General features: G+C 45.8%; 22 protein-coding genes. 1 reads left to right on the top strand and 21 read right to left on the bottom strand.

Annotated features, from left to right (window positions below):
* Positions 1 to 4: 4 nt before the first annotated feature.
* The 11 genes from rlmN to CVN76_RS29085 form a co-directional block, all read right to left on the bottom strand.
* The gene (gene rlmN / locus CVN76_RS29135) at positions 5 to 1,099 is read right to left on the bottom strand and encodes a 23S rRNA (adenine(2503)-C(2))-methyltransferase RlmN (RefSeq protein ID WP_100534070.1); all 1,095 of its coding nucleotides are present in this window, start codon (positions 1,097 to 1,099) and stop codon (positions 5 to 7) included.
* Entirely contained in the window at positions 1,099 to 2,451 is a 1,353-nt protein-coding gene (gene rsmB, locus CVN76_RS29130) for a 16S rRNA (cytosine(967)-C(5))-methyltransferase RsmB (protein WP_100534069.1), read from the bottom strand. Before rsmB ends, rlmN begins: the two co-directional genes overlap by 1 nt.
* The gene (gene fmt, locus CVN76_RS29125; protein ID WP_100534068.1) at positions 2,438 to 3,397 is read right to left on the bottom strand and encodes a methionyl-tRNA formyltransferase; all 960 of its coding nucleotides are present in this window, start codon (positions 3,395 to 3,397) and stop codon (positions 2,438 to 2,440) included. Before fmt ends, rsmB begins: the two co-directional genes overlap by 14 nt.
* Entirely contained in the window at positions 3,394 to 3,879 is a 486-nt protein-coding gene (gene def, locus CVN76_RS29120; RefSeq protein ID WP_100534067.1) for a peptide deformylase, read from the bottom strand. The genes fmt and def overlap by 4 nt, the downstream gene beginning before the upstream one ends.
* A 98-nt stretch (positions 3,880 to 3,977) precedes the next feature.
* A complete protein-coding gene (gene priA / locus CVN76_RS29115; protein WP_100534066.1) occupies positions 3,978 to 6,389 on the bottom strand; it encodes a primosomal protein N' in 2,412 nt (803 codons plus the stop codon).
* Between the two features lie 6 nt (positions 6,390 to 6,395).
* Entirely contained in the window at positions 6,396 to 7,598 is a 1,203-nt protein-coding gene (coaBC, locus tag CVN76_RS29110; RefSeq protein ID WP_100534065.1) for a bifunctional phosphopantothenoylcysteine decarboxylase/phosphopantothenate--cysteine ligase CoaBC, read from the bottom strand.
* 244 nt (positions 7,599 to 7,842) lie between these two features.
* Entirely contained in the window at positions 7,843 to 8,049 is a 207-nt protein-coding gene (gene rpoZ / locus CVN76_RS29105; RefSeq protein ID WP_061144573.1) for a DNA-directed RNA polymerase subunit omega, read from the bottom strand.
* 3 nt (positions 8,050 to 8,052) lie between these two features.
* Positions 8,053 to 8,667 (bottom strand): guanylate kinase, encoded by a 615-nt coding sequence (gene gmk / locus CVN76_RS29100; protein ID WP_100534064.1) that lies wholly within the window; start codon positions 8,665 to 8,667, stop codon positions 8,053 to 8,055.
* Positions 8,668 to 8,677: 10 nt separating this feature from the next.
* Positions 8,678 to 8,941, bottom strand: coding sequence for an extracellular matrix/biofilm regulator RemA (remA, locus tag CVN76_RS29095; RefSeq protein WP_057913464.1), 264 nt, complete (start codon positions 8,939 to 8,941; stop codon positions 8,678 to 8,680).
* A gap of 54 nt (positions 8,942 to 8,995) precedes the next feature.
* Positions 8,996 to 9,871, bottom strand: a complete 876-nt coding sequence (locus CVN76_RS29090; protein ID WP_100534063.1) for a YicC/YloC family endoribonuclease — start codon at positions 9,869 to 9,871, stop codon at positions 8,996 to 8,998.
* 155 nt (positions 9,872 to 10,026) lie between these two features.
* The gene (locus CVN76_RS29085; RefSeq protein WP_100534233.1) at positions 10,027 to 12,705 is read right to left on the bottom strand and encodes a calcium-translocating P-type ATPase, SERCA-type; all 2,679 of its coding nucleotides are present in this window, start codon (positions 12,703 to 12,705) and stop codon (positions 10,027 to 10,029) included.
* Positions 12,706 to 13,067: 362 nt separating this feature from the next.
* Here CVN76_RS29085 and CVN76_RS29080 point away from each other — a divergent pair, with 362 nt between their 5' ends.
* Positions 13,068 to 14,789, top strand: a complete 1,722-nt coding sequence (locus CVN76_RS29080; RefSeq protein ID WP_100534062.1) for an Rqc2 family fibronectin-binding protein — start codon at positions 13,068 to 13,070, stop codon at positions 14,787 to 14,789.
* 44 nt (positions 14,790 to 14,833) lie between these two features.
* Here CVN76_RS29080 and pyrE read toward each other — a convergent pair whose 3' ends face one another.
* The 10 genes from pyrE to pyrR all read right to left on the bottom strand — a co-directional run bounded on the left by pyrE (position 14,834) and on the right by pyrR (position 26,545).
* Entirely contained in the window at positions 14,834 to 15,469 is a 636-nt protein-coding gene (pyrE, locus tag CVN76_RS29075; RefSeq protein ID WP_100534061.1) for an orotate phosphoribosyltransferase, read from the bottom strand.
* Complete coding sequence (pyrF, locus tag CVN76_RS29070; RefSeq protein ID WP_100534060.1) at positions 15,463 to 16,179, bottom strand: orotidine-5'-phosphate decarboxylase; 717 nt, start codon at positions 16,177 to 16,179, stop codon at positions 15,463 to 15,465. Before pyrF ends, pyrE begins: the two co-directional genes overlap by 7 nt.
* Positions 16,151 to 17,092 carry a dihydroorotate dehydrogenase gene (locus tag CVN76_RS29065; RefSeq protein ID WP_100534059.1) on the bottom strand — a complete coding sequence of 314 codons (942 nt, stop codon included), beginning with the start codon at positions 17,090 to 17,092 and terminating at the stop codon, positions 16,151 to 16,153. The genes pyrF and CVN76_RS29065 overlap by 29 nt, the downstream gene beginning before the upstream one ends.
* Positions 17,089 to 17,868: a dihydroorotate dehydrogenase electron transfer subunit gene (locus tag CVN76_RS29060; protein WP_100534058.1), complete on the bottom strand. Its 780-nt coding sequence runs from the start codon at positions 17,866 to 17,868 to the stop codon at positions 17,089 to 17,091. The genes CVN76_RS29065 and CVN76_RS29060 overlap by 4 nt, the downstream gene beginning before the upstream one ends.
* Positions 17,865 to 21,071, bottom strand: a complete 3,207-nt coding sequence (gene carB, locus CVN76_RS29055; protein ID WP_100534057.1) for a carbamoyl-phosphate synthase large subunit — start codon at positions 21,069 to 21,071, stop codon at positions 17,865 to 17,867. Before carB ends, CVN76_RS29060 begins: the two co-directional genes overlap by 4 nt.
* Entirely contained in the window at positions 21,050 to 22,156 is a 1,107-nt protein-coding gene (locus CVN76_RS29050) for a carbamoyl phosphate synthase small subunit (RefSeq protein ID WP_100534056.1), read from the bottom strand. Before CVN76_RS29050 ends, carB begins: the two co-directional genes overlap by 22 nt.
* Entirely contained in the window at positions 22,153 to 23,439 is a 1,287-nt protein-coding gene (locus tag CVN76_RS29045; protein WP_100534055.1) for a dihydroorotase, read from the bottom strand. Before CVN76_RS29045 ends, CVN76_RS29050 begins: the two co-directional genes overlap by 4 nt.
* On the bottom strand, positions 23,402 to 24,337 hold the full coding sequence (locus CVN76_RS29040) for an aspartate carbamoyltransferase catalytic subunit (protein ID WP_100534232.1): 936 nt from the start codon (positions 24,335 to 24,337) through the stop codon (positions 23,402 to 23,404). Before CVN76_RS29040 ends, CVN76_RS29045 begins: the two co-directional genes overlap by 38 nt.
* Positions 24,338 to 24,538: 201 nt before the next feature.
* Positions 24,539 to 25,828, bottom strand: a complete 1,290-nt coding sequence (locus CVN76_RS29035) for a solute carrier family 23 protein (protein ID WP_100534054.1) — start codon at positions 25,826 to 25,828, stop codon at positions 24,539 to 24,541.
* A 171-nt stretch (positions 25,829 to 25,999) separates the two neighbouring features.
* On the bottom strand, positions 26,000 to 26,545 hold the full coding sequence (gene pyrR, locus CVN76_RS29030) for a bifunctional pyr operon transcriptional regulator/uracil phosphoribosyltransferase PyrR (protein ID WP_061144560.1): 546 nt from the start codon (positions 26,543 to 26,545) through the stop codon (positions 26,000 to 26,002).
* Between the last annotated feature and the right edge of the window lie 39 nt (positions 26,546 to 26,584).

The following is a 26,584-nucleotide window of genomic DNA, read 5'->3' as shown; positions in this document are numbered from 1 at the left end:
AGGGTCACCTCGTCTCTTCTTTGCGCTCCTTGGCCCGAAGCTGGCCGCAGGCTGCGTCGATATCACTGCCTTGTTCCCTTCGGATCGTCACATTGATACCGCGCTTTTTCAATGTTTTTTCAAACTCAAAAATCTGATCCCGAGGTGTACGTACATAGTTGCGTTCCGGTACATAGTTAACCGGAATTAAGTTGACATGGCATTTGATCCCGTTTATTAAATTGGCTAATTCTTCGGCGTGTTCGACTGTATCATTTTCCCCGCCGAATAGACCATATTCAAAACTTACACGGCGCCCTGTTTTTTCGGTATAGTATTTTATGGCTTCAATCAAGTCGGGAAGTTTGTAAGCCTTGTTGATTGGCATCAATTTACTTCTCAATTCCGTGTTTGGTGCATGCAGGGAAACCGCAAAGTTGATTTGCATGCTCTCTTCTGCAAATTTATAGATTTTAGGAATGATCCCGCTTGTAGAAACGGTAATATGACGGGCCCCGATATTCAAGCCTTTTTCATGATTTATATTCTTCAAGAATGACATCATATTATCGTAGTTATCGAACGGTTCCCCGATTCCCATGATGACGACTGAGCTGACACGTTCTTCCACTTCGTCAAGCGCTTGCTGCACTTTAACGACTTGGGCAACTATTTCGCCTGCTTCAAGGTTTCGCTTCAATCCACCTAGTGTCGATGCACAGAAGGTACAACCAATTCTACAACCAACCTGTGTTGTCACGCAAATGGAGTTTCCATATTCGTGGCGCATCAATACCGTTTCAATCGAATATCCATCATGGAGTTCAAATAAAAACTTCATCGTTCCATCATTTGACGTTTGCTGGATCAGCGTTTTCAAGGTAGTGAAGGTAAAATGTGATTCCAGCTTATCGCGTAAAGATTTCGATAGGTTGGACATATCTTCAAAACTGGAGACGCGCTTTTTATAAAGCCAATCGTATACTTGCTCGGCCCGGAAAGCCTTCTCGCCATTTTGAATGATCCATTCTTTAATTTGGTGAAGCTCCAATGAATAGATGGATGGTTTTTCTGGTGTTGTGTCTTTTCTTACTCTGGATGATTTGGTGATTTCTGCCATTACAGCACCTTCTTTCTAAAACTCGCAATAAAGAATCCGTCACTGCTAAAATATTGCGGAAAAACTTGCAGCGTATTGCCCTCGATAAACGGCTGAACGCTCTCGGGCATTCTTTCTGACAGCGATGGATCGCTCTCGAAATCCGGGTGGTCTTTCAAAAACGACATGGCCACTTGGTCATTTTCTTCCCTATCCACCGTGCATGTACTATATACCAACCGTCCGCCTTGCTTTACCAGCGGTGCGGCAGCTTCCAATAATTGTTTTTGTATACTTGAGAGTTTCATTATATCATCTTTTGTTTTTGTGTACTTTACATCAGGCTTCCGGCGCATGACTCCCAACCCTGAACACGGAGCATCGATCAAGACCCGGTCGAACCCTTCTTTATTGAAGTGTTCCTGCACTTTCCTGCTATCGAGTGCCATAGTCTTGATGTTGTTCCTCAGTTTTAGCCGCTCTGCCTGCTCCTTGATGAGCTTGACTTTATGCTCATGAAGATCCAGCGCATAGACTTGTCCAGTCGTCAGACCTTCTGCAATATGGGTCGTTTTCCCTCCAGGAGCAGCACAGCAATCGAGAACAGCATCATTATCATTTGCCCCCAAAGCATGAGCAACAAGCATCGAGCTTTCGTCCTGGATCGACAGGTAGCCTAGTTTATAACTTTCTGAATGGGCAAGATTGCCTCTATAGCTGACGATGGCTTCTGGGACGACTTCACTTGCTTCGACGTCATATCCCTCTTCCCTTAATATGCTCATTAATTCATTGCGGGAAATCTTCTTTAAATTGACCCGTCCCGTTTGCAATGGGGCCGTTAAGTTCACTTCACACATTTCCTTGGTTTTTTCATACCCAAATTGCTCCACCCAGCGTTTGATCAACCAGACTGGATGACTCACTTCGATGGAAAGCCGTTCAAGATCGTCTTTGATGGCATCAAGGGAAGGAACACCATTTCTCTGGATGTTGCGAAGCACGCCATTGACCATCGAAGATGTACCTTTATGACCGCGTTTTTTGGAAATTTCAACTGCCTCGAAGATGATCGCATGGTCCGGCACCTTATCTAAATAAACCATTTGATAAACAGACAGCCTAAGCAAATTGATGACCCAGCTTTGCGTCTTTTTCGGCTGTTTAATATAAGGGCTCAAAAAGTAATCCAATGTCATCTTACGCTGTATCGTCCCGTAGCTTATTTCCGTAAGCAAACCGCTGTCAACAGGGGATAATTGATGCTTTTTGATCAAGTTGTTTAATAAGAGGTTACTGTAGGATTGGTTTTTCTCTACAGATTCCAAAATATCGAGAGCAATGTCACGTACTCCTTTTTTAGTTTGCTTCATTCTGTTCTCCTAACTTCATGCCTGCTTTAATGAACGACCCGGCTCCGCGCAAGTAATCTTTCGCCGGCATTTTTTTCTTCCCTGAAGGCTGCAGTTCTGTAACCAGTATCGCCGTTCCATTGCCTGTCGAAACGATGAAACCATCATTTTGCACTTCTAAAATTGTGCCGGGTGCTTCCTGGTTGCCGTATTCAAACTTATCGGCCTGCCAAATTTTCAAGACCGATCCGTTTAAGGTTGTGTAGGCAACTGGCCATGGATTCAGCCCGCGTACATGGTTATAGATATTTTCCCCTGTTTTCGACCAGTCGATTTTTTCCTCCGAACGTTTAATGTTAGGAGCGAAGGTCGCTTTTCCCTCATCTTGCTTGGTTGCCTTCAGTTCGCCATTGATAAGCTTCGGCAATGTTTCCGCAAGCAAATCCGAACCTACCTTGCTTAACTTATCATGCAGGGTTCCCACATTATCTTCTTCCGCGATGGCCACTTCAGCTTGCGTCAATATATCTCCGGCATCCAATTTTTCCGCCATATACATGATGGTGATACCCGTTTTTTCTTTTCCCTGCAATATTGAATAATGGATCGGTGCGCCACCACGAAGCTCAGGAAGCAAGGAGGCATGTACATTGATGCATCCGTATTTAGGGGCTTCCAACAATTCATTCGGGAGGATTTGCCCGAACGCCGCGGTCACCACAAGGTCAGCACCTAATGCGATGATCTTTTCCAATTCTGCTTTTTCACGGATCTTTTCAGGCTGATAAACGGGAATTCCCTGTTTTTCCGCTTCGACCTTGACCGGCGGGGGCGTCAGCACCTTTTTACGGCCAACGGGACGATCCGGCTGCGTGACGACTGCAATCACGTCAAACCCTTCGTCAATGATCCTTTTCAATACCGGTACTGAGAAATCCGGTGTCCCCATAAAGATAATTTTTGTCATTCTTCTTCATACCCTTCTAACTCTTCTTCTGAAATATAGCGCGAAACCTTACTTGTAAATAAAACCCCTTGCAAATGATCGATCTCATGCAGAAGTGCCCTTGCGAGGAAATCCTCCGCCTCTATATCGAAAAAGCTTCCTTTTCGGTCTTGTGCGCGCACTTTGATGCGATAAGGACGGGACACTTCACCATATAGGTTTGGAAAGCTAAGGCAACCTTCCACACCCGTCTGCTCGCCTTCCATTTCCAGAACTTCTGGATTGATCAACTCAAGGTGACCCGAACCTTCATCTATTTCAACGACGGCCACTTGCTTTTTAATGCCGACTTGCGGCGCAGCCAGCCCTACGCCATCCGCTTCCACCATCGTTTCATACATATTATTTAACAGCTTTGCCAATTTTTTATCAAAACTTGTTACTTTATCACATTTTTGTTGTAAAATTTTTTCAGGAAATAAAACAATCGGTAAAATAGCCAAAATTCAAAGTACCCTCCTAGATATGAGAAACAACACTTCATTATATAAAAACGCAAGCTCGTAACAGTCCGCGGTGTAATCATCTTACTCTTCAACCATCACATCATGATCTGCGGATTTAAATCGATCGAAATCTGCAGATGATTTTGAGCCGTTTCTTTTTGGTAATGTTCCAAAAGCGTTCGTAAATGTTGATTAAGGTCCGGCTCTCGTTTGTATTTTATCAGACATTGGTAACGATATCTATTGTTGATTCGGCTGATCGGCGAAGCGACTGGGCCTAGAACGATTGAGTCCCGATTCAATCGCGAACCTAAATAATTGGTAATTTTTTCGGTGACACTCACTGCCTTCATCAAATCTTCATGAGAAACCGTGATAAGGACAACGTAATAATACGGTGGATAATGACTTTTCCTGCGGAGATCCATCTCCCTTTCATAAAAGGCATCATAATCCTGCAGAGCAGCAAGTTCGATGCTGTAGTGCTCTGGTGTATAAGTTTGAATGACCACTTCCCCCGGAAGTTGATGACGTCCTGCCCTGCCGCTGACCTGTGTCAGCAGCTGAAAAGTCTTTTCCGACGAGCGGAAATCAGGCAGATGAAGCATCGTATCAGCTGAAAGGACACCTACCAGGGTGATATTAGGGAAATCCAGTCCCTTGGCAATCATTTGTGTGCCAAGCAATATATCAGCCTTTCCTTCTCCAAAGGCATTGAGCAGACGTTCATGTGAGCCCTTTTTGCTCGTCGTATCAACGTCCATCCGAATGACCCGCGCCTCAGGGAGGATTTTCGCTAACTCTTCTTCAACCTTTTGAGTGCCCGTACCGAAGAATCGGATATGTTCGCTTTCACATTCCGGGCAAACGGAAGGCATCCCCTCTTCAAACCCGCAATAATGGCATTTCATTATATCATTAAAGCGATGATAGGTGAGTGAAATGTCACAATTAGGGCAATTGATCACCAATCCGCAGCTTCGGCACATCACAAAGGAGGAATGCCCCCGTTTGTTCAGCATCAAGACCGTTTGCTGCCCCTTTTCAAGCCGATCTTGCAGCTTGCTAAAGAGCAGTTCAGAGAACATCGAACGATTTCCCGTTCTTAGTTCTTCCCTCATATCAACAATATCGACTGCCGGCAATGCATTTTCATTCATCCTCCGGCTCAGTGTCAATAGTTTATAGACGCCCTTCTTGGCACGTGCAAACGATTCGAGTGTAGGGGTCGCGCTGCCAAGGATAACTGGGCACTGATGGGATTTTGCCCGTTCAATGGCAACATCCCTGGCATGATACCTTGGCGTTTCCTCTTGCTTATAGCTGGATTCATGTTCCTCATCAATGATGACCAGTCCCAGGTTTTCAAACGGGGCAAACACGGCTGAACGTGCGCCCACTACCACTTTCACTTCTTTTCGGTGGATTTTTCGCCATTCATCATATTTTTCCCCTACGGATAAACCGCTGTGCATGACAGCGACCTGCTCGCCAAAGCGTTCCTTAAATCTTTTAACCGTTTGCGGTGTCAAGGAGATCTCAGGTACCATCATGATGGCTTCCTCTCCCTTTTCAATAACGGTGGCGATCGCCTGCAAATACACTTCCGTCTTCCCGCTCCCGGTCACACCGTATAAAAGGAATACATCATGTTCATCATGATGTATTTTCTCTTGGATGGGCTTTAGGGCAACCGCTTGTTCATCTGTTAGCGTAAAAGGATTGGATGGTTGGAACACACGGTTCTCATATGGATCACGGTATATTTCCTGATCCAGTTCCGCCAATGCCCCTTTTGATACAAGGGATTTGACGGTACTGCTGGATGTATGGGTCACTTCAAGCAGTTCTTTTAACGGGACAGGCTCTTGATGTTCCATAAAGTAAAGCAGCAGTTCCTGTTGTTTTTTTGCTTGACCGGATAGGCCCGACGCCATTTCTTTCAGTTCACTGGTCGAAAGCAGCGATTGAATGACACGGACCGTTTTCTTATTAAGGCGGTTTTTCACATTATAAACGAGCTCCAGATTGCCATTTTGGAGTTCTTTTTGAAAAAGGGATGCATGCTCTCCTTCGATCACCTCTTTCCAGGACAAAGAAGCGTTTCTTCCGAAAAGTGTTTCAATGATCGGCGGGAGTTGATCCTTTTTATCTTCAATGAGATTGATCACTTTTTCATACTTCGCTTTCATTGCTGCCGGAAGCATGGCTTGGAGCGCTGAAATTCTAAAGCACATGGCCTCGTTGGTCAACCAGTTCCCCAGCCGAAGCAATTCTTCATTAAGGATCGGCTCCAAGTCCATCGGTTCTTTTATATGGCGTAATTTCGAAAAATCGCTTTCGTCTTTTACACCTGTGACGAATCCTTGGACCATTCTTGGACCGAATGGCACAATGACCCGCATGCCAGGCTTGATGACTTGTTTCCACTTTTCCGGTATGCGGTAATCAAATTCACGATCGGTTTGTTTGGCGGGTACATCCACAATCACGGATGCAATATCCATAACACATCATTCCTTTTGGTTGCGGGATAATTCTGCCAGGATGCTTTTAGCTATATCCGCTTTACTCATTTTGGGATACTCGATTGCACTTCCATCTTTCTTGTAAATGGTCACGATATTCGTATCCGTCCCAAAGCCTGCCCCTGCGACGGTCACATTATTGGCAACGATCATATCTGCATTCTTTTTCTCTAATTTCCCTCTTGCGTATTCTTCGACATTGTTCGTTTCAGCAGCAAAGCCTACCAAGATCTGGTGCGTTTTATTCTCACCGAGTTCCTTAAGGATATCCTTTGTCCGTTCGAATTCAATCACATTTTCTCCCGGCTGCTTTTTCATCTTCTGTACATGATAAAACTTCGGTTTATAGTCTGCGACGGCAGCGGTCATGATGACGACATCACTTGCATCGAACTGATTGAGAACGGCATCATGCATATCTGCTGCCGATTCCACTGGAATGACATGGGCCTTCAAGGGCGGCATCAAATTCACGGGCCCCGTCACCAATGTAACCTCAGCACCCATTTCGATTGCCTGCTCAGCTAAAGCATAGCCCATTTTTCCGCTGGAATGATTGGTGACATAACGTACCGGATCAATTGCTTCGCGAGTAGGACCTGCGGTTATCAAGACTTTCTTTCCTTTAAGAAGCTGCGGTTTACTTTCGGCAAAGTGATTCCTCAGGTGATCCATGATCGTTTCCGGTTCCTCCAACCGCCCTTTACCTACATACCCGCATGCCAAATACCCTTCCCCCGGTTCAATGAATTGATATCCGAACGTACGAAGTGTCTCCATGTTTTTCTGAACGGCGGGATGGGCATACATGTGAACATTCATGGCCGGCGCTATCCAAACAGGTGCTTCCGTTGCAAGCAGCGTGGTCGTGATCATATCATCGGCGATTCCATTTGCCACCTTGCCGATGACATTCGCCGTCGCCGGAGCCACAAGGATGATATCAGCCCAATCAGCCAAGTCGATGTGGGCAATAACAGAAGAATCCTTTTCATCAAATGTATCTGTGTACACATCATTCCTTGAAAGAGCTTGGAAAGTGAGCGGCGTCACGAATTGACGTGCAGATTCACTCATGATCACTTTTACGTGTGCACCTTCCTGTGTTAATTTACTGGTCAGGGCAGCAGCCTTATATACAGCAATACCGCCAGTGACGCAAAGAAGTACTTTTTTCTTGATAAGCATGCAAATTTCCCCTAACTATACATTCTGGATTTCTTAATTATGAAGGAAAACTGTAGAAAAATCATTTGATATGCGCAATTAATATGGGGTTTTCCCCATCATTGCTGCCTGCTTTATTTATTGAAAAATCAAAACAAACAGGCCTGACACCTTGGCCGCAGGAAGGAAGCAACTTTCAAAAATGTAACGCATCCTGTTTGCTTAAGGGTGTCAGACCCGATAGGTCAAGCTTATGTGTTCTCGCTTAGTTTTCCTCGTAAGAATTATCATAGGTCAATTTGCCTGAATGAATTTCTTCAAGGGCACGGCCCACCGCTTTATGGGAGACCGGTTTGGTGATGAGGCAATTATCTTTAATTTGCATTTCCCTGGCACGTTTAGCTGCCACAGATACAAGCGAGTATTTAGAATCGATTTTCAATAATAGGGAATCAATTGATGGATATAACATAGTTTATTCCGCCTCCAACATTTTTTTATATAACTTAGCGACTCTTTCCCGACGGCAATGCTCGGCAATCACTATTGCATTAATTCTAGCACATGCTGCATCCACATGATCATTTTCCACGACATAATCATATAGATCCATAAGTTCAATCTCTTCCTTAGCCACTTTCATTCGCCCTTTTATCGCTTCCTCCGTCTCGGTGCCGCGTGTAACGATCCGGCTTTCGAGTTCGGTCAAACTTGGAGGGGCAAGGAAAATGAAAAGTCCTTCAGGGAATTTCTCGCGGACCTGTTTTGCTCCTTGAACTTCGATCTCCAGAAAAACATCTTTTCCGGAATCGATCGTTTCACGGACATAATCCACTGGCGTTCCATAATAATTACCGACAAACTCTGCATATTCAAGCAATTTGCCTTCTTCAATCAACGACTCGAATTCCTCGCGCTTTTTGAAGAAATAATCCACTCCATCCACTTCACCATGGCGAGGCAGTCTAGTCGTCATCGAAATGGAATATTCAAAAGCTGTTCCAGGCTGAGAAAAAATTGCCTTCCTTACTGTACCTTTACCAACACCGGATGGTCCGGACAAAACGATTAATAAACCTTTTTCTCTCATATTGTTTCAGTTACCCCTCTTCCACGCTGTCATCTTTATCTTGCAGCCGTGCTGCAACCGTTTCCGGTTGAACGGCAGATAAGATGACATGGTCGCTGTCTGTAATTATAACGGCCCTGGTTCTTCTTCCGTATGTAGCATCTATTAAGGATCCGCGATCTCGGGCATCTTGGATGATCCTTTTAATCGGAGCCGATTCAGGGCTCACGATGGATACGATCCGGTTGGCGGATACGATATTCCCAAATCCAATATTAATGAGCTTAATTGACATTTTTGTCCCCCATTCATATTCTATTGTCACCTTTTTAGGTTCATCATAAACCGACTACTCGATATTTTGAACCTGTTCCTTTAATTTTTCAAGCAGGCTTTTCATTTCCACCACATCTTTGGTAATTAAGGAATCATTAGCCTTCGATCCGATTGTATTGACTTCCCTATTCATTTCCTGGACTAGGAAGTCCAATTTTCGGCCGATAGGCTCATTCTCTGAAAGCGTTGCTGAAAATTGCTGGACATGGCTTTCAAGCCTCGTAAGTTCTTCATTTATATCACATCTATCAGCGAAAATGGCCGCTTCTGTCACAATTCTGCTATCCTCAATCAGCCCATCCGTTAAATCGGCCAATTTGGTTTCCAAACGGGCTTTGTATTTCTCGACGACTCTAGGCGCATGGTTTTTGACGCCTGCGATAATTTCTCGAAACCTATTAAGCTGGTTGACCATGTCCAGGGCCAGCTCCTGCCCTTCGTGTGTCCGCATTGTTTTCAGGTTATCCAAGGCTCCCGAAACAGCCTTCAATAATAAAGCTTCCAAGTCGTGAGGGACCATAGGCACTTCTTCCGTCATGAAAATCGATTCAAGGTGAAGCATATCCTGTAATGTAATGGGGCTTTCCAGTTTGTATGTGTCCTTGACCTTGGCCATCAACTCTACATACTGATCGGCAAGATCCCAATCGACCTTCACTTTTTTGGAAACGAGGCTCTCACCTTCCACTGTAATGAAGATTTCCACCCGTCCCCTTCTTATGTATTGATTCGCCTTTTTCTTAACTTTTTCTTCCAAAATCAAAAGCTGGCGCGGCATTCTAATCGTATATTCACAAAAGCGATGATTCACCGTCTTTATCTCGGCAAAGACCTTGACCTGTCCGTTTCCCGATTCTTCTCTTCCATAGCCCGTCATGCTGGTAACCATGGTTCCACTTCCTATCAAGCATATTGTAGTAATTTCGCGATTAGTTTGATTATATATCAACTGCTGCATCATCAGTTTAGCTTATAAATAATAGACTACAAAAAATAAAAAGGCAATAGAGCAAGACTCTACCACCTTAAAGATTATAACATATTTCACTGTGCTTTTCTTGCTAAAAAGGTTCCGGCCAATAAAAAAGTTGGGATGGAAGCCATTCCTATCACCAATAGCCAATCCCTTCCCGAAATGGGCACTGTGTGGAAGATCGTTTGCAATGGCTCTACATACATGACTGCAAGCATCAAAAACAACGAAGACAGGACCGCCCCAACAAGGTACATGTTACCGAACGGGTTTCTAGAGAAGATCGACCGTTCACTCCTGCAATCAAAAACATGAATGAGCTGGGCAAGAACCAAGGTAGCGAACGCAATCGTTTGTGCATATGCCAGGTTTTCGGGGTTTGCCCGATATACGACATAAAAGGCGATCAGCGTTGATATCCCTATCAGGAAACCGCGCGAGATGATCTTCCAGCCAAGCCCTCTGCCAAAAACGCCTTCGTTGGCATTTCGCGGATTTCGTTTCATGACATCTTCTTCAGCCGAATCAAGGCCCAGTGCCATGGCAGGAAGCCCGTCCGTAACAAGATTCACGAACAAGATTTGGATCGGAATCAACGGAAGAGGCAAGGCACATAACATCGCAAAAAACATGACCAAAATTTCCCCGACATTGGAAGCAAGCAGATAACGGATGAACTTCCTGATGTTTTCATATATGTTCCGGCCTTCATTAATTGCAGATTTGATCGTTGCAAAATTATCATCGACCAATATCAGGGATGATGCCTCCTTGGCAACATCCGTCCCGGTAATGCCCATCGATATGCCAATATCCGCAGATTTTATCGCAGGGGCATCATTGACGCCATCACCAGTCATCGCTACGACATGTCCTTTATTTTGGAGGGCCTTTACGATTTTCAATTTATGTTCAGGGGAAACACGGGCAAATACCGAAACACTTTCAACTATTTCTTCAAGTTCCCCCACTTCCATGTCAGCCAATTGCCGCCCTTCAAGTACAAGGTCTTTTCCTTTTAAGATGCCAAGCTCTTTAGCTATTGCCTTTGCGGTGATGACATGATCGCCAGTAATCATGACGGTTTTTATTCCGGCATCCCGGCATTCCTTGACAGCCAGCTTCACTTCCGGACGCGGCGGATCGATCATGCCTTGAAGTCCCATGAAGGTCAAATTACGCTCAGCTTCCGTTTCGTGAAGAAGAATCGTTCCTTTCGGAAGGGGTTTATAACCGACAGCAATCATCCGAAGTGCCTGTGAAGCAAGCTCATTCATATCCTGCTGTACCCTTGCCTTACTTTCGCGATTCAATATTTCCGATCTGTCTTCCCACAGAATCGTATCGCACTGGGCGATCAATACATCTGGGGCTCCTTTAACGATGACGAAATGATTATCTTTGTCATCCTTGACGATCACACTCATCATTTTGCGGCTTGAGTCGAAGGGAAACTCCTTCACGATCGTAAACCTTTTGGAAAGGTGCTCCCTCGTCAAGCCCGCTTTCATCGCCGCGACCAACATGGCCCCTTCTGTCGGATCACCGTCCAGTACATGTTGTTTTCCCTTCTCATTTAACTCGGCCTTGTTACAAAGCATCCCGAACGTGATGATTTGAAGCAGGGCATTATGGTTTTTCGGTGCAACCGCAACTCCCCTCAAGGAAAACTCACCGACCGGATTATATCCAGTGCCTGTGACATCCCATGTTTTCCCCCCGCTCCAAACTTTCGTAACCGTCATCTTGTTTTGGGTAAGTGTACCCGTCTTATCTGAGCAAATCACGGTGGCGCACCCAAGCGTTTCAACAGCAGGAAGCTTGCGGACAATCGCTTTTTGTTTGATCATGCGCTGTACGCCCAAGGATAAGGCGACAGTCACGATGGCAGGCAAACCTTCCGGAATCGCGGCAACTGCAAGGGATACACCGGCTAAAAACATCGTATAAAGGTCATGCCCTTGAATGACGCCAGTCAGGACGACAATGACCGTCAATATCAAGGCGGTGATGATCAATATTTTCCCTAGCTGCTCCAGCCTCCGTTGCAGAGGTGTTTCTTTTGTTTCTGCAGTCTGCAGCAAGTCGGCAATCTTCCCCATTGCCGTGTTCATTCCCGTAGCGATGACGATTCCCACACCATTCCCTCTTGTGACCATCGTACCCATAAAAGCCATATTTTCCTGATCCCCGATCCCTTCGACCTCATTCATCAATGGATCGGAACATTTAACGGCTGGAAGCGACTCGCCTGTAAGTGCCGATTCTTCGATTTCAAGGCTTGAATGGTCGACAATCCGCAAATCGGCCCCTATCCTGTCACCGCTTGAAAATTTCAGGATATCCCCCACGGCCACCTCTCGTGAAGGGACCTTCAACCAACGGCCATCCCTAAGTACATTCACTTGCGGTGCTGCCATTTCCTTCAGCGCATCGAGAGATTTTTCAGCCTTTCGTTCTTGAAAGAAACCGAGTAATCCATTTAAAAAAACAATCGCCATGATGGCAATCGCATCAATATATTCACCCAATATCCCGGATACTAAAGTCGCGGCTAGTAATACGATGACCATGAAATCTTTGAATTGAGCAAAAAATAAAAGTATGGCTGACTGCTTTTCACCTTCCTTCAATTCGTTGAACCCATGCTTCTGCAGCCTGTCCTTTACTTCATCATCGTCCAAACCGTGTGTAACGTTTGTTTGAAGCGCTTTTTCCATTTCTTGATTGTTCATTTCCTTAAACTCCATCAAGTATCACACATCCCTTTGAGTAGAATGAAATAGGCCCCTGTATACATCTTAAACAGGCGCTTTTGCTTTACTCACCCAACACCTGCCCGCTTATCGATACATAAAACAACCTGCTCTTCTTCCATGATTATTCAGACTCGTCCAAAATAATGCTATAATTAAACAGAATTGCGGAAAGAAGACCGGCCCCAAATTGAACATTGCCTATAGAACCTTGCCGGTTAACAGGTGATATTAAATCGGCCAGCTCCAGTTTATGCGTCAATCATCATGAATGAGAACATTCTCGAATCATCACTAACGTGTCTTCGAAGAATGGAGTATCATAGAAAATCTTATGTAAAGGAAGTAAAAATAGAATGTCATTCGATGGATTATTTACAAAAGCGATGACCGAAGAAATCGCTTCTATATTAAAAGGCGGTCGGATCAACAAGGTACATCAACCATACAAAAATGAAGTGATATTGGTGGTTCGAGCAGGGGGGAAGAACCATAAGCTCCTCTTATCAGCACATCCAAGCTATTCAAGAGTGCAATTGACGGAAGAAAGTTATGAAAATCCAAAAGAGGCACCCATGTTCTGCATGCTTCTTCGAAAACATCTAGAAGGTTATACAATAGAAGATATTTATCAATATGAACTCGATCGGATGATTATATTAGAGGTGAAGGGCCGCAATGAACTGGGGGATGTCTCTCAAAAGCAATTAATCATTGAAATCATGGGCCGTCACAGCAACATTGTGCTAGTCGATAAAGAACGGAACATGATATTGGACAGCATTAAGCATGTCTCATACGCCGTGAACAGTTACCGTGCCATATTGCCAGGCCAGGAATATAAGGTGCCTCCTGCCCAGGAGAAGGTTAATCCCTTCGAGGCCACCGAGGAAGATATCAGGAAGAACCTGGATTTCAATGCAGGAAGACTTGACCGACAGCTTGTCGCCAGCTTTTCAGGAATATCACCTTTAGTAGCCAAGGAAGCCGTATACCGTGCTGGATTGGCAAACAGCACCACCCTTCCTGCCGCTTTTTCAAGCCTAATCAAAGAAATATCGGCACAAAAATATACTGCGACGATTAAACAAGACGGAAATAAAGAAGTTTTTTATATGCTTCCACTTGAACACCTGGGTGAAACACAACGGTCGTTCCCTTCATTAAGCAAAATGCTAGACAGATATTACTTCGGCAAGGCCGAACGAGATCGGGTTAAGCAGAAGAGCCAGGATGTGGAACGTTTCATTTCCAACGAAATTGAAAAGAATTCCAAAAAAATCGGGAAGCTCGAGCGTACGTTGAAAGATACGGAACGCGGGGAACAGTATCAATTATTCGGTGAACTGCTTACAGCAAATCTTTATCAAATGAAAAAAGGCATGAAGGAGATTGAGGTCGACAATTATTATGATGAGGGGCAAGGTACGATAACGATTCCGCTTGACCCGTTAAAAAACCCATCCGATAATGCGCAAAAGTACTTCTCCAAATACCAAAAGTCCAAAAATGCGGTCGGAGTGGTCCAAGAACAAATCGAAAAGACAAAATTGGAATTATCCTACTTCGAGGCCTTGCACCAGCAGCTTCAATCGGCTTCGCCCCGGGATATAGAGGAAATACGCGAAGAGCTTCAGGAAGAAGGCTACATCCGCCAAAAAAAGAAAAAAGGCATGAAAAAACCTGCCAATGCCAAACCGCAGCTTGAAACCTATTACGCTACCGATGGGGATCTCATTTTTGTCGGAAAGAATAATAAACAAAATGACTATTTAACGAATAAATTTGCACGCCGGGACGAAATCTGGCTTCATACGAAAGACATCCCTGGATCACATGTTGTGATTCGAAATGAATCACCGAGCGAAGAAACGATAAAAGAGGCAGCTGTGTTGGCAGCATTTTTCAGTAAAGCCAAGCAATCGAGCTCTGTTCCCGTTGACTTCACACAAGTCCGCCATGTAAAGAAACCGAATGGCTCCAAGCCAGGCTTCGTTATCTATGACCAGCAGCAGACCGTATATATTACACCGGATGCCGATACCGTCATCCGCTTAAAGGAAACGGTAAAAGAGTAAAAAAAGGAGGTGGCCCAATCGACATGTTTGGGCCACCTCTTTTTTCATGCTGAAATCCATGCGGTATCCGCAGGATTCTCGCGCCACTTTTTAAGCTTTTCCAATTCATCAGCTGTGATGTATCCTTTTTCATTAGCGACTTTGATCAACGTTGAATAGTTGCTCAATGAATGGTTCGTGATGCCTTCCGCACTTAACTTTTCTTTTCCCTTTTCCAATTCGTAGGTAAAGATCGAAACGACTCCAAGAACCTCACATCCCGCTTCTTTCAGTGCATTTACAGCGGTGATCACACTGCCTCCGGTTGATATCAAATCTTCCACGACCACCACTTTTTGTCCCGGAACGGCTCTGCCCTCGATTTGATTGCCCTTTCCATGCTCTTTCGCTTTAGAGCGGACATAGCACATCGGTGCATTTAATTTTTCGCTCACCCAGGCTGCATGCGGAATGCCGGCAGTAGCGGTGCCTGCAATCAGATCAGCTTCCGGGAAATGCTGCTCAATCAAACCCTTTAATCCTTCCGCGATTTCCGTACGTACCGTTGGGTAAGAAAGGGTTAAGCGGTTGTCGCAATAAATCGGTGATTGAATTCCTGATGCCCAAGTGAATGGGTCATTCGGCTGCAGGTACACTGCTTTTATTTCCAATAGATGTTCGGCAATCATTTCGTTTAACATGTTATTCCCTCCCAAGCTGCTTTCATATCCAAATACGCCTTCAATGGATCCTGTGCTTTCGTTATCGCTCTTCCTACAACGATGGCATCCGCTCCAAAGCCCCTTGCCTGTTCAGGCGTTGCTATTCTAGTTTGGTCATGCGTTTTGCCGCCTGCACTGCGAATTCCAGGTGTGACGGTTAGAAATCCTTGGCCGATGCGATCATGGATGTCCTTCACTTCATGAGTGGAACATACAACGCCATCCAAGCCTGCCTGTTGAGTAAGCCTTGCATAACGGAGGACGGAATCCGTAAGAGAACCGCTAATGCTTTGTTCCTTGTTCATTTGTTGCTCGGAAGTGCTTGTCAGTTGGGTAACGGCTATGCATAACGGGCGTTCTCTCCCTGCAGACGTTCCCTTATCGAGACCCTCCATGGCTGCTTCCATCATCTTTTGACCACCCGCAGCGTGTACATTGACCATATCAGCACCTAATGTTGCCAAACCTGTCATGGACATTTTGACCGTATTTGGAATGTCATGCAGCTTCAAATCCAGAAACACATCGTGGCCCCGTTCCTTTATGGAGGAAATGATGGACGGTCCATTTTGGTAAAATAGTTCCATCCCTACTTTCAGTGCCAATTTTTCCGACGGGAACTGACTCAGGAATCGTTCCGTCTGAATGACATCGGGAAAATCAAGGGCGATAATTAGCGACTGCTTCATTCTGCTTCCAGCTCCTTCCGGTACATTGTGAAATATGGTCATATCCGAGCTCGTCCAGCAATTTCGGCAATTCCTCAATGATGGTCGGGCATACAAAGGGATCGACGAAGTTGGCTGTTCCGACTGCGACCGCACTGGCACCAGCATAGAAAAACTCGATGACATCTTCGGCAGTAGCGATTCCGCCCATTCCGATTATCGGAATCGACACTTGCTGGCTCACCTCATAGATCATCCGGAGGGCAACCGGTTTAATTGCAGGACCTGATAGTCCCCCCGTCCGGTTCGAAAGGATCGGCTTGCCCGTTTTTAAATCCAATCGCATGCCGACCAATGTATTGATCATTGTCAGCCCATCGGCACCGCCTTGTTCAACCGCTTTGGCCATTTCCACGATGTCACTGACATTCGGTGAGAGCTTCACATATACAGGCACCGAAGATACTTCCTTGACTGCCTTTGTAACCTCTTTGGCAACTTCCGGGACCGTCCCGAAAGCGATGCCTCCTTCTTTTACATTCGGACAGGAAATGTTCAATTCAAGTGCTTTGACATTTCCGATCTTACTTATTTCACGGGCGACCTTTACATAGTCCGTTATTTGTGAACCGGCAACGTTAGCGATGATCGGGACATCGTATCTACCAAGCCAAGCCAGCTCTTCATCGATTACCTTTTTTAAGCCTGGGTTTTGCAGGCCGATAGCGTTCAGCATGCCCGAAGAGGTTTCGGCAACGCGCGGAGTCGGATTTCCGAACCTAGGTTCCGGTGTTGTCGCTTTAATCATGATGGCCCCTAGAATATCCAAGTCGAAAAACTGGCTGTATTCACGGCCAAATCCAAAGCAGCCAGAGGCAGGCATGACCGGATTTTTCAAATGTAAGCCTGGTAACTCAACTGAAAGTCTGCTCATAATACCACCTCTCCCGCCCGGAATACCGGACCATCGCTGCATACCTTTTTGTAACTGAATCCAGCCGGATCATCTCCTGTATGGCATACACAGGCAAAACAGGCGCCGATCCCGCAACCCATCCTTTCCTCAAGGGACAGGTAAAGCTTTTTCTCGTGATAGCCCGCTTCCAACGCTTTCAGCATCGGTGTCGGCCCGCATGAAAAGATCGTAGTAAATTCCTGCTCCAGCTTGTCAATCACAGTCGTTACAAATCCTGCTGTCCCATATGAACCGTCCACTGTGGCAATATACGTATCACCTAATTCACTAAACTCTTTTTCGTAAAAAATCGCCGACTTCGTTTGGAAGCCCAATACATGGATGACCTTTACCCCGTTGGCGACCAGCATCTGTGATAGTTGATAGAGCGGGGGAACCCCAATACCGCCGCCTACCAATAAAGCTGTTTCCCCCTCTTTCGCTTCATGAATGGGAAACCCATTGCCCAGCGGGCCAAGGATATCGACCGCTTCAGCCTGTTTACGTTGCGATAACAGTGTCGTTCCTTTTCCTTCAGCCCGGTATATCATCGTGAACCGCTTTTCACTGCTGTTATAAGAAGAAATGGAAATCGGGCGTCGTAACAATGGCTCAGTGCCTTCTGTTGTCTTGACTTGGACAAACTGGCCTGGCTGGTTCATTTCTGAAACCAGTTCCCCTTGCAGGGTTAGTTCAAAGATGGAGGGGGCCAGTTCTTTATGAGTTAACACCTTCATTCTTTCCTTCTTGATCATATATAGCTCACCTCACGACTTTTCTCCATTTTCCCCATTGCTTCGGCAGAGAAGGTCATGGATTCTATCACTCTTAAAATCGCTTCTGCCGTGTCGAGAGATGTTAGGCATGTCACTCCATTTTCAACCGATTCGCGGCGGATCCTGAATCCATCACGTGCAGGCTGCTTTCCTTTTGTCAAAGTATTAATGACGAATTGCGCTTCCCCGTTCCTGATGACATCGAGCAGGTTTCTGCCTTCTTCGCCGATTTTACCGACAATCGCAGTCGGGATGCCCGATTGCTTCAATAGGGCCGCAGTTCCGCTTGTGGCGATTAGCTTGAACCCGATATTATGGAACCGTCTTGCCAACAGCAGTGCTTCTTGCTTATCCTTATCCGATATCGTCAATAAGACCGAACCATGCCCTTTTATTTTGAATCCGGAAGCGACCAGCCCTTTATATAAAGCTTTTTCAAGGGTGCTATCTTTCCCCATCACTTCACCGGTCGATTTCATTTCAGGTCCGAGGGAAATATCCACACCCCTTAATTTCGCGAATGAGAAGACCGGCACTTTCACATAAACCCCGGATTGTTCGGCGACTAAACCGGACTGGTACCCTTGGCTTTCAAGCGAGTGGCCAAGGATCACTTTAGTGGCTAAGTTAGCCATCGGCACATTCGTAATTTTACTCAAGAATGGAACGGTCCTGCTTGAACGCGGGTTCACTTCAATGACATATACTTCCTCGTTGCTGATGACATATTGAATGTTCAAGAGACCAATTATATTCAAGCCTTTTGCCAGTCTTGTCGTGTAGTCGATGATCACTTGTTTTTGTTTCTCCGTTAAATTCTGGGGCGGATAGACGGCAATCGAATCACCTGAGTGGACGCCCGCACGCTCGATATGCTCCATGATTCCTGGGATGACGACCGTTTTCCCATCGGATATTCCGTCGACTTCAACTTCTTTACCCGTCAAGTATCGGTCTATAAGCACCGGATGATCTGGGTTGATCTTCACGGCATTTTTCATATAATGCAGCAATTCTTCTTGTTTATAGACGATTTCCATCGCTCTTCCGCCAAGTACGTAGGAAGGTCTGACCAAAACCGGATAACCGATATCTTCCGCAATGACGATCGCTTCGTCAACAGATGTAGCCGTTTTTCCCTTTGGCTGCGGGATGCCTAAATCCTTCAGGGCCCTCTCGAATTTATTGCGGTTTTCCGCCCTGTCGAGGTCTTCCAATGAAGTGCCAAGGATCTTCACGCCTCTTTCAACCAAGCCCTCCGCGAGGTTGATTGCCGTTTGTCCGCCGAACTGGACGATGACCCCTTCCGGTTTTTCCAAATCGATGACATGCATGACATCTTCCAGTGTCAAAGGTTCGAAATAAAGTTTATCGGAGATGCTGAAATCCGTTGAAACTGTTTCCGGATTATTGTTGATGATGATCGCTTCATAGCCCGCTTCTTTGATTGCCCAGACCGAATGTACAGTCGCATAATCAAATTCCACGCCTTGGCCGATCCGGATGGGACCTGACCCCAGGACAATGACGCTTTTCTTATCGGTCACGATGGATTCATTTTCATCTTCATATGTTCCATAGAAATAAGGTGTTTCCGATTCGAATTCCGCCGCACAAGTATCGACCATTTTGTAAACAGGGATGATTCCTTGTTGTTTCCGAAATTCATAGACTTCGATTTCGGGAACTCTCCATATTTCTGCAATCGTTTTGTCAGAAAAACCAAGTTCTTTAGCTTTTTGCAGAACTTCACATTCAAAGGAATGTTCCAGCAGTTCCTTTTCAAAGTCAATGATCTTTTTCAGCTTATGGAGGAAGAATAAATCGATTTGGCTCCATTCATGAATGGTTTCGATCGTTTTCCCCCTTCTTAAAGCTTCGCCGATATAGAATAACCGCTCATCTCCCGCTTTACGGATCCGTTTCTCTATTTTTTCATCCCCAAACTCGTCATTCAATTCAAGATGGTATATGCCGGCTTCTAAGGAACGCACAGCTTTCATGATCGATTCTTCGAAGGTACGGCCGATTGCCATGACTTCCCCTGTCGCCTTCATTTGCGTACCGAGCCTCCGGTTGGCACTTTCGAACTTATCGAATGGCCAGCGCGGGATTTTCGTTACAACATAGTCCAGGGCCGGTTCGAAGCTCGCATAGGTTTTGCCTGTGACCGGGTTCATCATTTCATCAAGCGTCAAGCCAACCGCGATTTTTGCTGCAAGCTTGGCAATCGGATATCCAGTTGCCTTTGAAGCAAGCGCTGACGAACGGCTCACCCTCGGGTTCACTTCAATGACGTAATATTGGTAGCTATCCGGATCCAAGGCTAGTTGAACATTGCATCCTCCTTCAATTTTCAGGGCACGGATAATTTTCAAGGATGTATTTCTGAGCATTTGATACTCTCTGTCACTTAACGTTTGGCTTGGTGCCGCAACGATTGAATCTCCTGTATGGACGCCGACAGGGTCGAAGTTTTCCATATTACAAACGACAATGGCATTATCGTTCGAATCACGCATCACTTCATATTCCACCTCTTTGAAACCGGCAATGCTTTTTTCGAGCAGACACTGGTGGACGGGGCTGCTTTTCAGGCCGCCCTCCACGATCTCGATCAGTTGCTCCTCGTCATCGCAAATTCCGCCGCCCGTTCCGCCAAGCGTGAAGGCCGGGCGGACGATGACCGGATATCCGACCCGCTCCACGAATGTATAAGCCTCTTCCAGGTTATGAATGATATCACTGTCAGGAACGGGCTCCCCAAGATCGTTCATGAGGGTACGGAAAAGATCCCGATCTTCCGCTTGCTGAATCGCGGAAAGTTTCGTCCCAAGGATCTGCACATTGCATTCTTCCAGAATTCCCGCTTCGGCCAATTCAACGGCCATATTCAGTCCAGTCTGACCGCCAAGTGTAGGTAACAGTGCATCAGGACGCTCTTTACGAATGATTTTGCTGACAAATTCCAATGTGATCGGTTCGATATAAACCGCATCGGCCATTTCACTGTCTGTCATGATGGTAGCAGGGTTAGAGTTAATCAGGATTACTCGGTAGCCTTCCTCTTTCAAGGCCATGCATGCTTGGGTTCCGGCATAATCGAATTCGGCTGCCTGGCCGATGACGATCGGACCTGACCCGATCACTAGGATGCTTTTTATATCATTGCGTTTTGGCATGTTTCTTCCCCCTTGGTGGTTGCAGTCTCGATCATTTGTAAGAATTCATTGAATAAGTAGTTGGCGTCTTCCGGTCCAGGTGAAGCTTCAGGATGGTATTGTACCGTGAAGGCTGGATATTTTTTATGACGCAGTCCTTCAATCGTATCGTCATTCAACGCAGTATGGGTCACAATAAGCTCCGTCTGTTCGATGGAAAGCGGTTCGACCGTATAACCATGATTTTGAGAAGTGATGGATACCTTCCCGGTGCGAAGTTCCTTTACAGGATGGTTTGATCCTCGATGGCCGAATTTTAACTTTTCCGTATCTGCTCCATTTGCAAGGGCGAAAAGTTGATGTCCCAAACAGATTCCGAATAATGGCACTTTTGTTTGGATGGTGCGTATCATTTCAAGCGCCTCATGAACGCTTTTCGGATCTCCAGGTCCGTTAGAAAGCATCACGCCGTCCGGATGATAATGCAACACTTCCTCAGCCGTGACGTTGTATGGTACGACCACTACATCACAGCCGCGCTTGGTCAGCTCACGCAAAATTCCATGCTTCATTCCATAGTCCACGAGGACGACCCGGGGACCCCTGCCTGGACTTGAATACGGTGCTTTCGTAGAAACCTGTTTCACCTGATTGGTTGGAATCACCGTTGCCTTCAGTTGTGAGATAACTTCTTCAGCATCTTTGCCGATGTTGCAGATCGCACCTTTCAGGGCACCAGATTTCCTGATGATCCTTGTCAGCTTCCTTGTATCGATACCGCTTATTCCGGGTATGTTCTTCATTTTCAAATATTCATCAAGAGATGATTGGCTGCGCCAGTTGGACGGATGATCTGCCGTTTCTTTAACGACAAACCCAGCGATAGCAGGGTTGATTGATTCAAAATCATCCCGGTTAATTCCGTAGTTTCCAATCAATGGATACGTCAGTGTGACGATTTGGCCACAATATGATGGATCGGAAAGGATTTCTTGATATCCTGTCATCCCTGTATTAAAAACGACCTCACCGATTTTTTCTACGTCCCCGCCGAATGCTTCCCCAAGGAAAATCGTTCCGTCTTCTAAGATTAACTGTCTTTTCATTGTTGAACACGTCCTTTTTCCCAAGCTATTTTACCTTCTGAAATCGTCATGACCGGCCAGCCATAGCATTTCTTTTCATTGAAAGGTGTATTTTTCCCTTTTGATGCAAACTCTTCTACATTAATTTCTTTTTCCGCTTCCAAGTCAATGAGCACGATATCGGCAATGGCGCCTTCCTTCAGGTCCCCATATGGAAGGGAAAAGCTTTCAGATGGCTTGATTGTCAAGAAGTCGACCAATTGCTTTAATGTCAAAACTTCCTTTTTGACCAATTCGGTATATAGCAGCGGAAAGGCCGTTTCCAATCCTACTATTCCAAATGGAGCCAGCTGCATTCCTTCTGCTTTTTCCTCTGCTCCATGTGGAGCATGGTCCGTTGCAATGAAATCGATGGTCCCATCCAGCAGCCCTTCAATCAATGCGTCCCGATCTTCACGACCTCTTAAAGGCGGATTCATTTTATAATTGGCATCAAGCCCCGGTATATCATCTTCACACAATAATAAGTGATGCGGAGTAACCTCGGCTGTCACCCGAATGCCTGCACGTTTGGCATCGCGTACTGTTCTGACCGATTCCTTCGTCGATATGTGGCAAACGTGGTAGTGGCAGTCCGCCGCTTCCGCAAGGAGGATATCCCTGGCGATATGTACAGCTTCGCATACAGACGGAATTCCATTGATTCCCTGCTCTTTAGAGAATCTCCCTTCATGGACGGAGCCTTTATTGATCAAGCTATTATCTTCACAATGAGCGACAATCGCCATATCTTGGGCGGCAGCCCGCTTCATCGCTTCAAGCATCATCCCCGCTTCTTGAATCCCTACTCCGTCGTCCGTAAATGCGAAAGCGCCAGCTTGTTTCAATGAAGAAAAGTCTGTTAGTTCTTTGCCCGCTTCCCTTATCGTGATGGATGCATAAGGAAGGACCCGTACATGTGCCGTTTCTTCGATTTTCCGATTGAGAGCATCTAGGTGGTCCACTGTATCAGGAACGGGCCTTGTATTGGGCATCGCAGCAACCGTCGTGAAACCGCCCCTTGCTGCTGCAAGCGTTCCGCTTTCGATCGTTTCCTTATGTTCACCGCCCGGCTCGCGTAAATGGACGTGCAAATCAATGAAGCCTGCCGTTATAAGCAACCCTTTTGCATCAACTACCTTGCAATTTTCCGTAGCCAAGTCCTCGCCGATTTTCGTGATGACCTTTCCTTCCATTTCAATGTCCGCTTTTTTGAATGAGTTTTGATTATCTAGCAATACTCCATTTTTGATGACAGTTTTCATGGTTCATTCCCCCTTCGGTTTGTTCGAGCACATTTTTCAACACGGCCATTCTAATGAACACGCCATTTTCCATCTGTTTAAAGATTCTAGAGCGGCTGCATTCGACTAAATCACTGTCAATTTCAACACCGCGGTTTATTGGTGCAGGATGCATGATGATCGCGTCCTGTTTCATATTTTTTTCACGTTTCTTCGTCAGGCCAAAACGTTCCAGATAGTCCCCATTCGCATGATTGTATTTTTCACTATGCCTTTCATGCTGGATTCTAAGCAGCATGACCACATCAGATGTCGCTATCGCTTCATCGATGTCCTGATAACTTCCCAAACCGTTTTCTCCGTCAAACCACTCAGGCGGACCTGAGAATACGACCTCCGCTCCTAGGCGCGTTAATGCCTCAGCATTCGATTTGGCGACCCGACTATGTCTCACATCGCCGATTATCGCAATCTTCAGACCTTTGAAACTATCAAACTCTTGTTTTATCGTCAACAAGTCGAGCAATGACTGGGTCGGGTGATTTCCGCATCCATCCCCGGCATTGATTATCGGAATCCTGATCTTCTCTTTCAATTCGTCAAAATAATGATCTTGCTCATGCCGGATGATCAAAGCATTGACGCCTATTGCCTCAAGCGTTTTAACCGTGTCATATAAGGTTTCTCCTTTTAATACGGATGATGTACCAGCATCAAAAGGAATGACCTCCAAGCCTAGTTTCCTTTCCGCCATTTCGAAACTTGATTTGGTACGTGTGCTAGGTTCAAAGAAAAGGTTGGCAACCATGGTCTGCAGTTCAGGATGCCAGCTCGATCCATTGGCAAATCCCTCCGCTTCATGAAGAATTCCTTCAATTTCAGTAACGGTCAATTCATTCATCGTGAATAATTTTTTCATTGATCCTGCTCCTTTCACATTCGTGATGCGGGGCATAAAAAACACCCCGCCTTTTAAGGACAGGGTGTAGGTCATAAAGAGGCGTGAGCATGGGGATTGGTTATAAGAGCCTTGTCCCGTTCTCATTCATCTTTACAGCAACACCCTTTTAAGCCTCTCTGGACTTCTTTTAAAAGGTGATCTATTATGATTCAGTTTTTCTTATTTTCCAAAGATATCCTCAGATATTTTTTCACGGTCAGGTAAGATCAGGTTAAGCAGGATGCCGACTATTGCCGAAAGTGCCATTCCGGAAAGCGAAACCGTTTCCGATAGTTGCACGAATGCTCCCCCGATCCCCAACACTAGTATGACTGAAGCGATCATCAGGTTTCTTTTTTTGTCGAAATCAACCTTATTATCAACCAACATCCTCAGCCCGCTTGAAGCGATGATTCCGAAGAGCAGGATTGAAATTCCGCCCATTACCGCTGTAGGTATCGAGCTGATGACCGCTGAAATCTTACCGTTGAAGCCAAAGATGATTGCAGCCAATGCTGCGCCGCCGATGATGTATACACTGTAAGCCTTTGTCATTGTCAGGACCCCGATATTTTCACCATAGGATGTCAGCGGCGGACCCCCAATGAAGGAGCCTATCATGATACCAGCTCCATCCCCAAGGATCGAGCGGTGCAAGCCGGGTTTTTCCAAAAAATTCCTTCCGACTACCTTACTCAAAACCATCTGGTGTCCGATGTGCTCGGATAAAGTGACGATGGCCACGGGTACCATGATGGCAATGACTTCCCATGAGAAGGTCGGAGTATAGGTGACATATGGAAACATGAAATCCGGCATTTCAAACCAGTCGGCTTTCTTGATTGGTGAGTAGTCTATTATTCCTGCTGCAGCCGAACAGCCATAGCCCACTATAATCCCCATTAAAATTGGGATCAAGTTAAGGAAGCCTTTAAAGAATACGTTACAGATGATGGTTACCGCTAATGTAATCAGCGCGATTACTATATATGTCACACTATATTCATGCTTCGGATCATACATGGCCATATCCACGGCCGTTCCGGCAAGGCTTAGCCCGATTACGATAATGACCGGACCTACCACAACCGGAGGAAGTAAATTCATTAACCAGCGCAAACCGACTTTTTGGATGACCAGGGCTACTATCCCATATATCAATCCGGCTGCAAAACAGCCAATCATGGCCGCCTCTGGCCCCCCTAACGCCTTTGCCGCGATGATGGGCGTGATGAAGGCGAAGGATGAGCCAAGGTAAGCGGGTATCTGCCCCTTGGTAATCAATAGGTAGGATAGTGTTCCCAACCCGCTTGAAACCAGTGCAACCGCCGGGCTTAATCCCACCAAGAATGGCACGAGCACCGTCGCGCCGAACATGGCGAACAAATGCTGGATGCTTAGTGTAATCCATTGACCAACCTTTGGCACGTCCTCAACATCAAGTACGATGTCCCTTTTTACTTCTTCCATTTCTGTATCCTCCTCATGATGCGTTAAAGCGGCAAAAACCCTCTTTGTCTAAACAAAGAGGGTTTCACGGAAGGTGCACGCCCATAGATAGGCACACATCTCCCGATTGACTCCCCTTTGCCAGCCTCTCTGGACTGTCTTTAAAAGGGTTTTATATAATTTTCAGCTTGTTTATTTTTCTAATATAGTGACTTGATCTGCTTCATCCACTTCTGTCAACGTAACGGTAATCTTCTCGGATTGTGATGTCGGAACATTTTTCCCGACGAAATCTGCCCGTATCGGAAGTTCCCTATGCCCTCGGTCCACTAAAACTGCGAGCTGGATTTGCGAAGGCCTTCCCAAATCCACCAAGGCATCCATTGCCGCTCTGACGGTCCTGCCTGTGAAAAGAACATCATCAACCAAAATCACTTTCTTGTCGCTTATATTGACCGGAATATCTGAGCCTTTTACAATGGGATCTCCATCGTTGGTTTTTTTCGAAAGGTCATCGCGATATAGGGTAATGTCCAGTTCTCCTAGCTCGATTGCCTTACCCTCTATTTGATTGATGCGTCTGGCCAGTCGATCAGCGAGGAAAATCCCGCGTGTACGAATCCCGATCAATACACAATCTTCAATTCCCTTATTTTTCTCAATAATCTCATGGGCAATTCTCGTCAAGGCCCTGCCAATGGCCTGTTCATCAAGTACTATCGCTTTCTCATTCAACATCTCGGCCACCTCGGTTCCTTTTTCCTTCAACAAAAAATC

The organism is Bacillus sp. mrc49, from assembly GCF_002803435.1.
This window is presented reverse-complemented; position numbering and strand designations above follow the sequence as displayed.

Coding starts and splice junctions, on each gene's coding strand:
- rlmN (WP_100534070.1), bottom strand. CDS start 1,099: ATGGCAGAAATCACCAAATCATCCAGAGTAAGAAAAGACACAACACCA.
- rsmB (WP_100534069.1), bottom strand. CDS start 2,451: ATGAAGCAAACTAAAAAAGGAGTACGTGACATTGCTCTCGATATTTTG.
- fmt (WP_100534068.1), bottom strand. CDS start 3,397: ATGACAAAAATTATCTTTATGGGGACACCGGATTTCTCAGTACCGGTA.
- priA (WP_100534066.1), bottom strand. CDS start 6,389: ATGGATATTGCATCCGTGATTGTGGATGTACCCGCCAAACAAACCGAT.
- coaBC (WP_100534065.1), bottom strand. CDS start 7,598: ATGCTTATCAAGAAAAAAGTACTTCTTTGCGTCACTGGCGGTATTGCT.
- rpoZ (WP_061144573.1), bottom strand. CDS start 8,049: ATGTTATATCCATCAATTGATTCCCTATTATTGAAAATCGATTCTAAA.
- gmk (WP_100534064.1), bottom strand. CDS start 8,667: ATGAGAGAAAAAGGTTTATTAATCGTTTTGTCCGGACCATCCGGTGTT.
- remA (WP_057913464.1), bottom strand. CDS start 8,941: ATGTCAATTAAGCTCATTAATATTGGATTTGGGAATATCGTATCCGCC.
- CVN76_RS29090 (WP_100534063.1), bottom strand. CDS start 9,871: ATGGTTACCAGCATGACGGGCTATGGAAGAGAAGAATCGGGAAACGGA.
- CVN76_RS29085 (WP_100534233.1), bottom strand. CDS start 12,705: ATGGAGTTTAAGGAAATGAACAATCAAGAAATGGAAAAAGCGCTTCAA.
- CVN76_RS29080 (WP_100534062.1), top strand. CDS start 13,068: ATGTCATTCGATGGATTATTTACAAAAGCGATGACCGAAGAAATCGCT.
- pyrE (WP_100534061.1), bottom strand. CDS start 15,469: ATGTTAAACGAAATGATTGCCGAACATCTATTGGAAATAAAAGCAGTG.
- pyrF (WP_100534060.1), bottom strand. CDS start 16,179: ATGAAGCAGTCGCTAATTATCGCCCTTGATTTTCCCGATGTCATTCAG.
- CVN76_RS29065 (WP_100534059.1), bottom strand. CDS start 17,092: ATGAGCAGACTTTCAGTTGAGTTACCAGGCTTACATTTGAAAAATCCG.
- CVN76_RS29060 (WP_100534058.1), bottom strand. CDS start 17,868: ATGATCAAGAAGGAAAGAATGAAGGTGTTAACTCATAAAGAACTGGCC.
- carB (WP_100534057.1), bottom strand. CDS start 21,071: ATGCCAAAACGCAATGATATAAAAAGCATCCTAGTGATCGGGTCAGGT.
- CVN76_RS29050 (WP_100534056.1), bottom strand. CDS start 22,156: ATGAAAAGACAGTTAATCTTAGAAGACGGAACGATTTTCCTTGGGGAA.
- CVN76_RS29045 (WP_100534055.1), bottom strand. CDS start 23,439: ATGAAAACTGTCATCAAAAATGGAGTATTGCTAGATAATCAAAACTCA.
- CVN76_RS29040 (WP_100534232.1), bottom strand. CDS start 24,337: ATGAAAAAATTATTCACGATGAATGAATTGACCGTTACTGAAATTGAA.
- CVN76_RS29035 (WP_100534054.1), bottom strand. CDS start 25,828: ATGGAAGAAGTAAAAAGGGACATCGTACTTGATGTTGAGGACGTGCCA.
- pyrR (WP_061144560.1), bottom strand. CDS start 26,545: ATGTTGAATGAGAAAGCGATAGTACTTGATGAACAGGCCATTGGCAGG.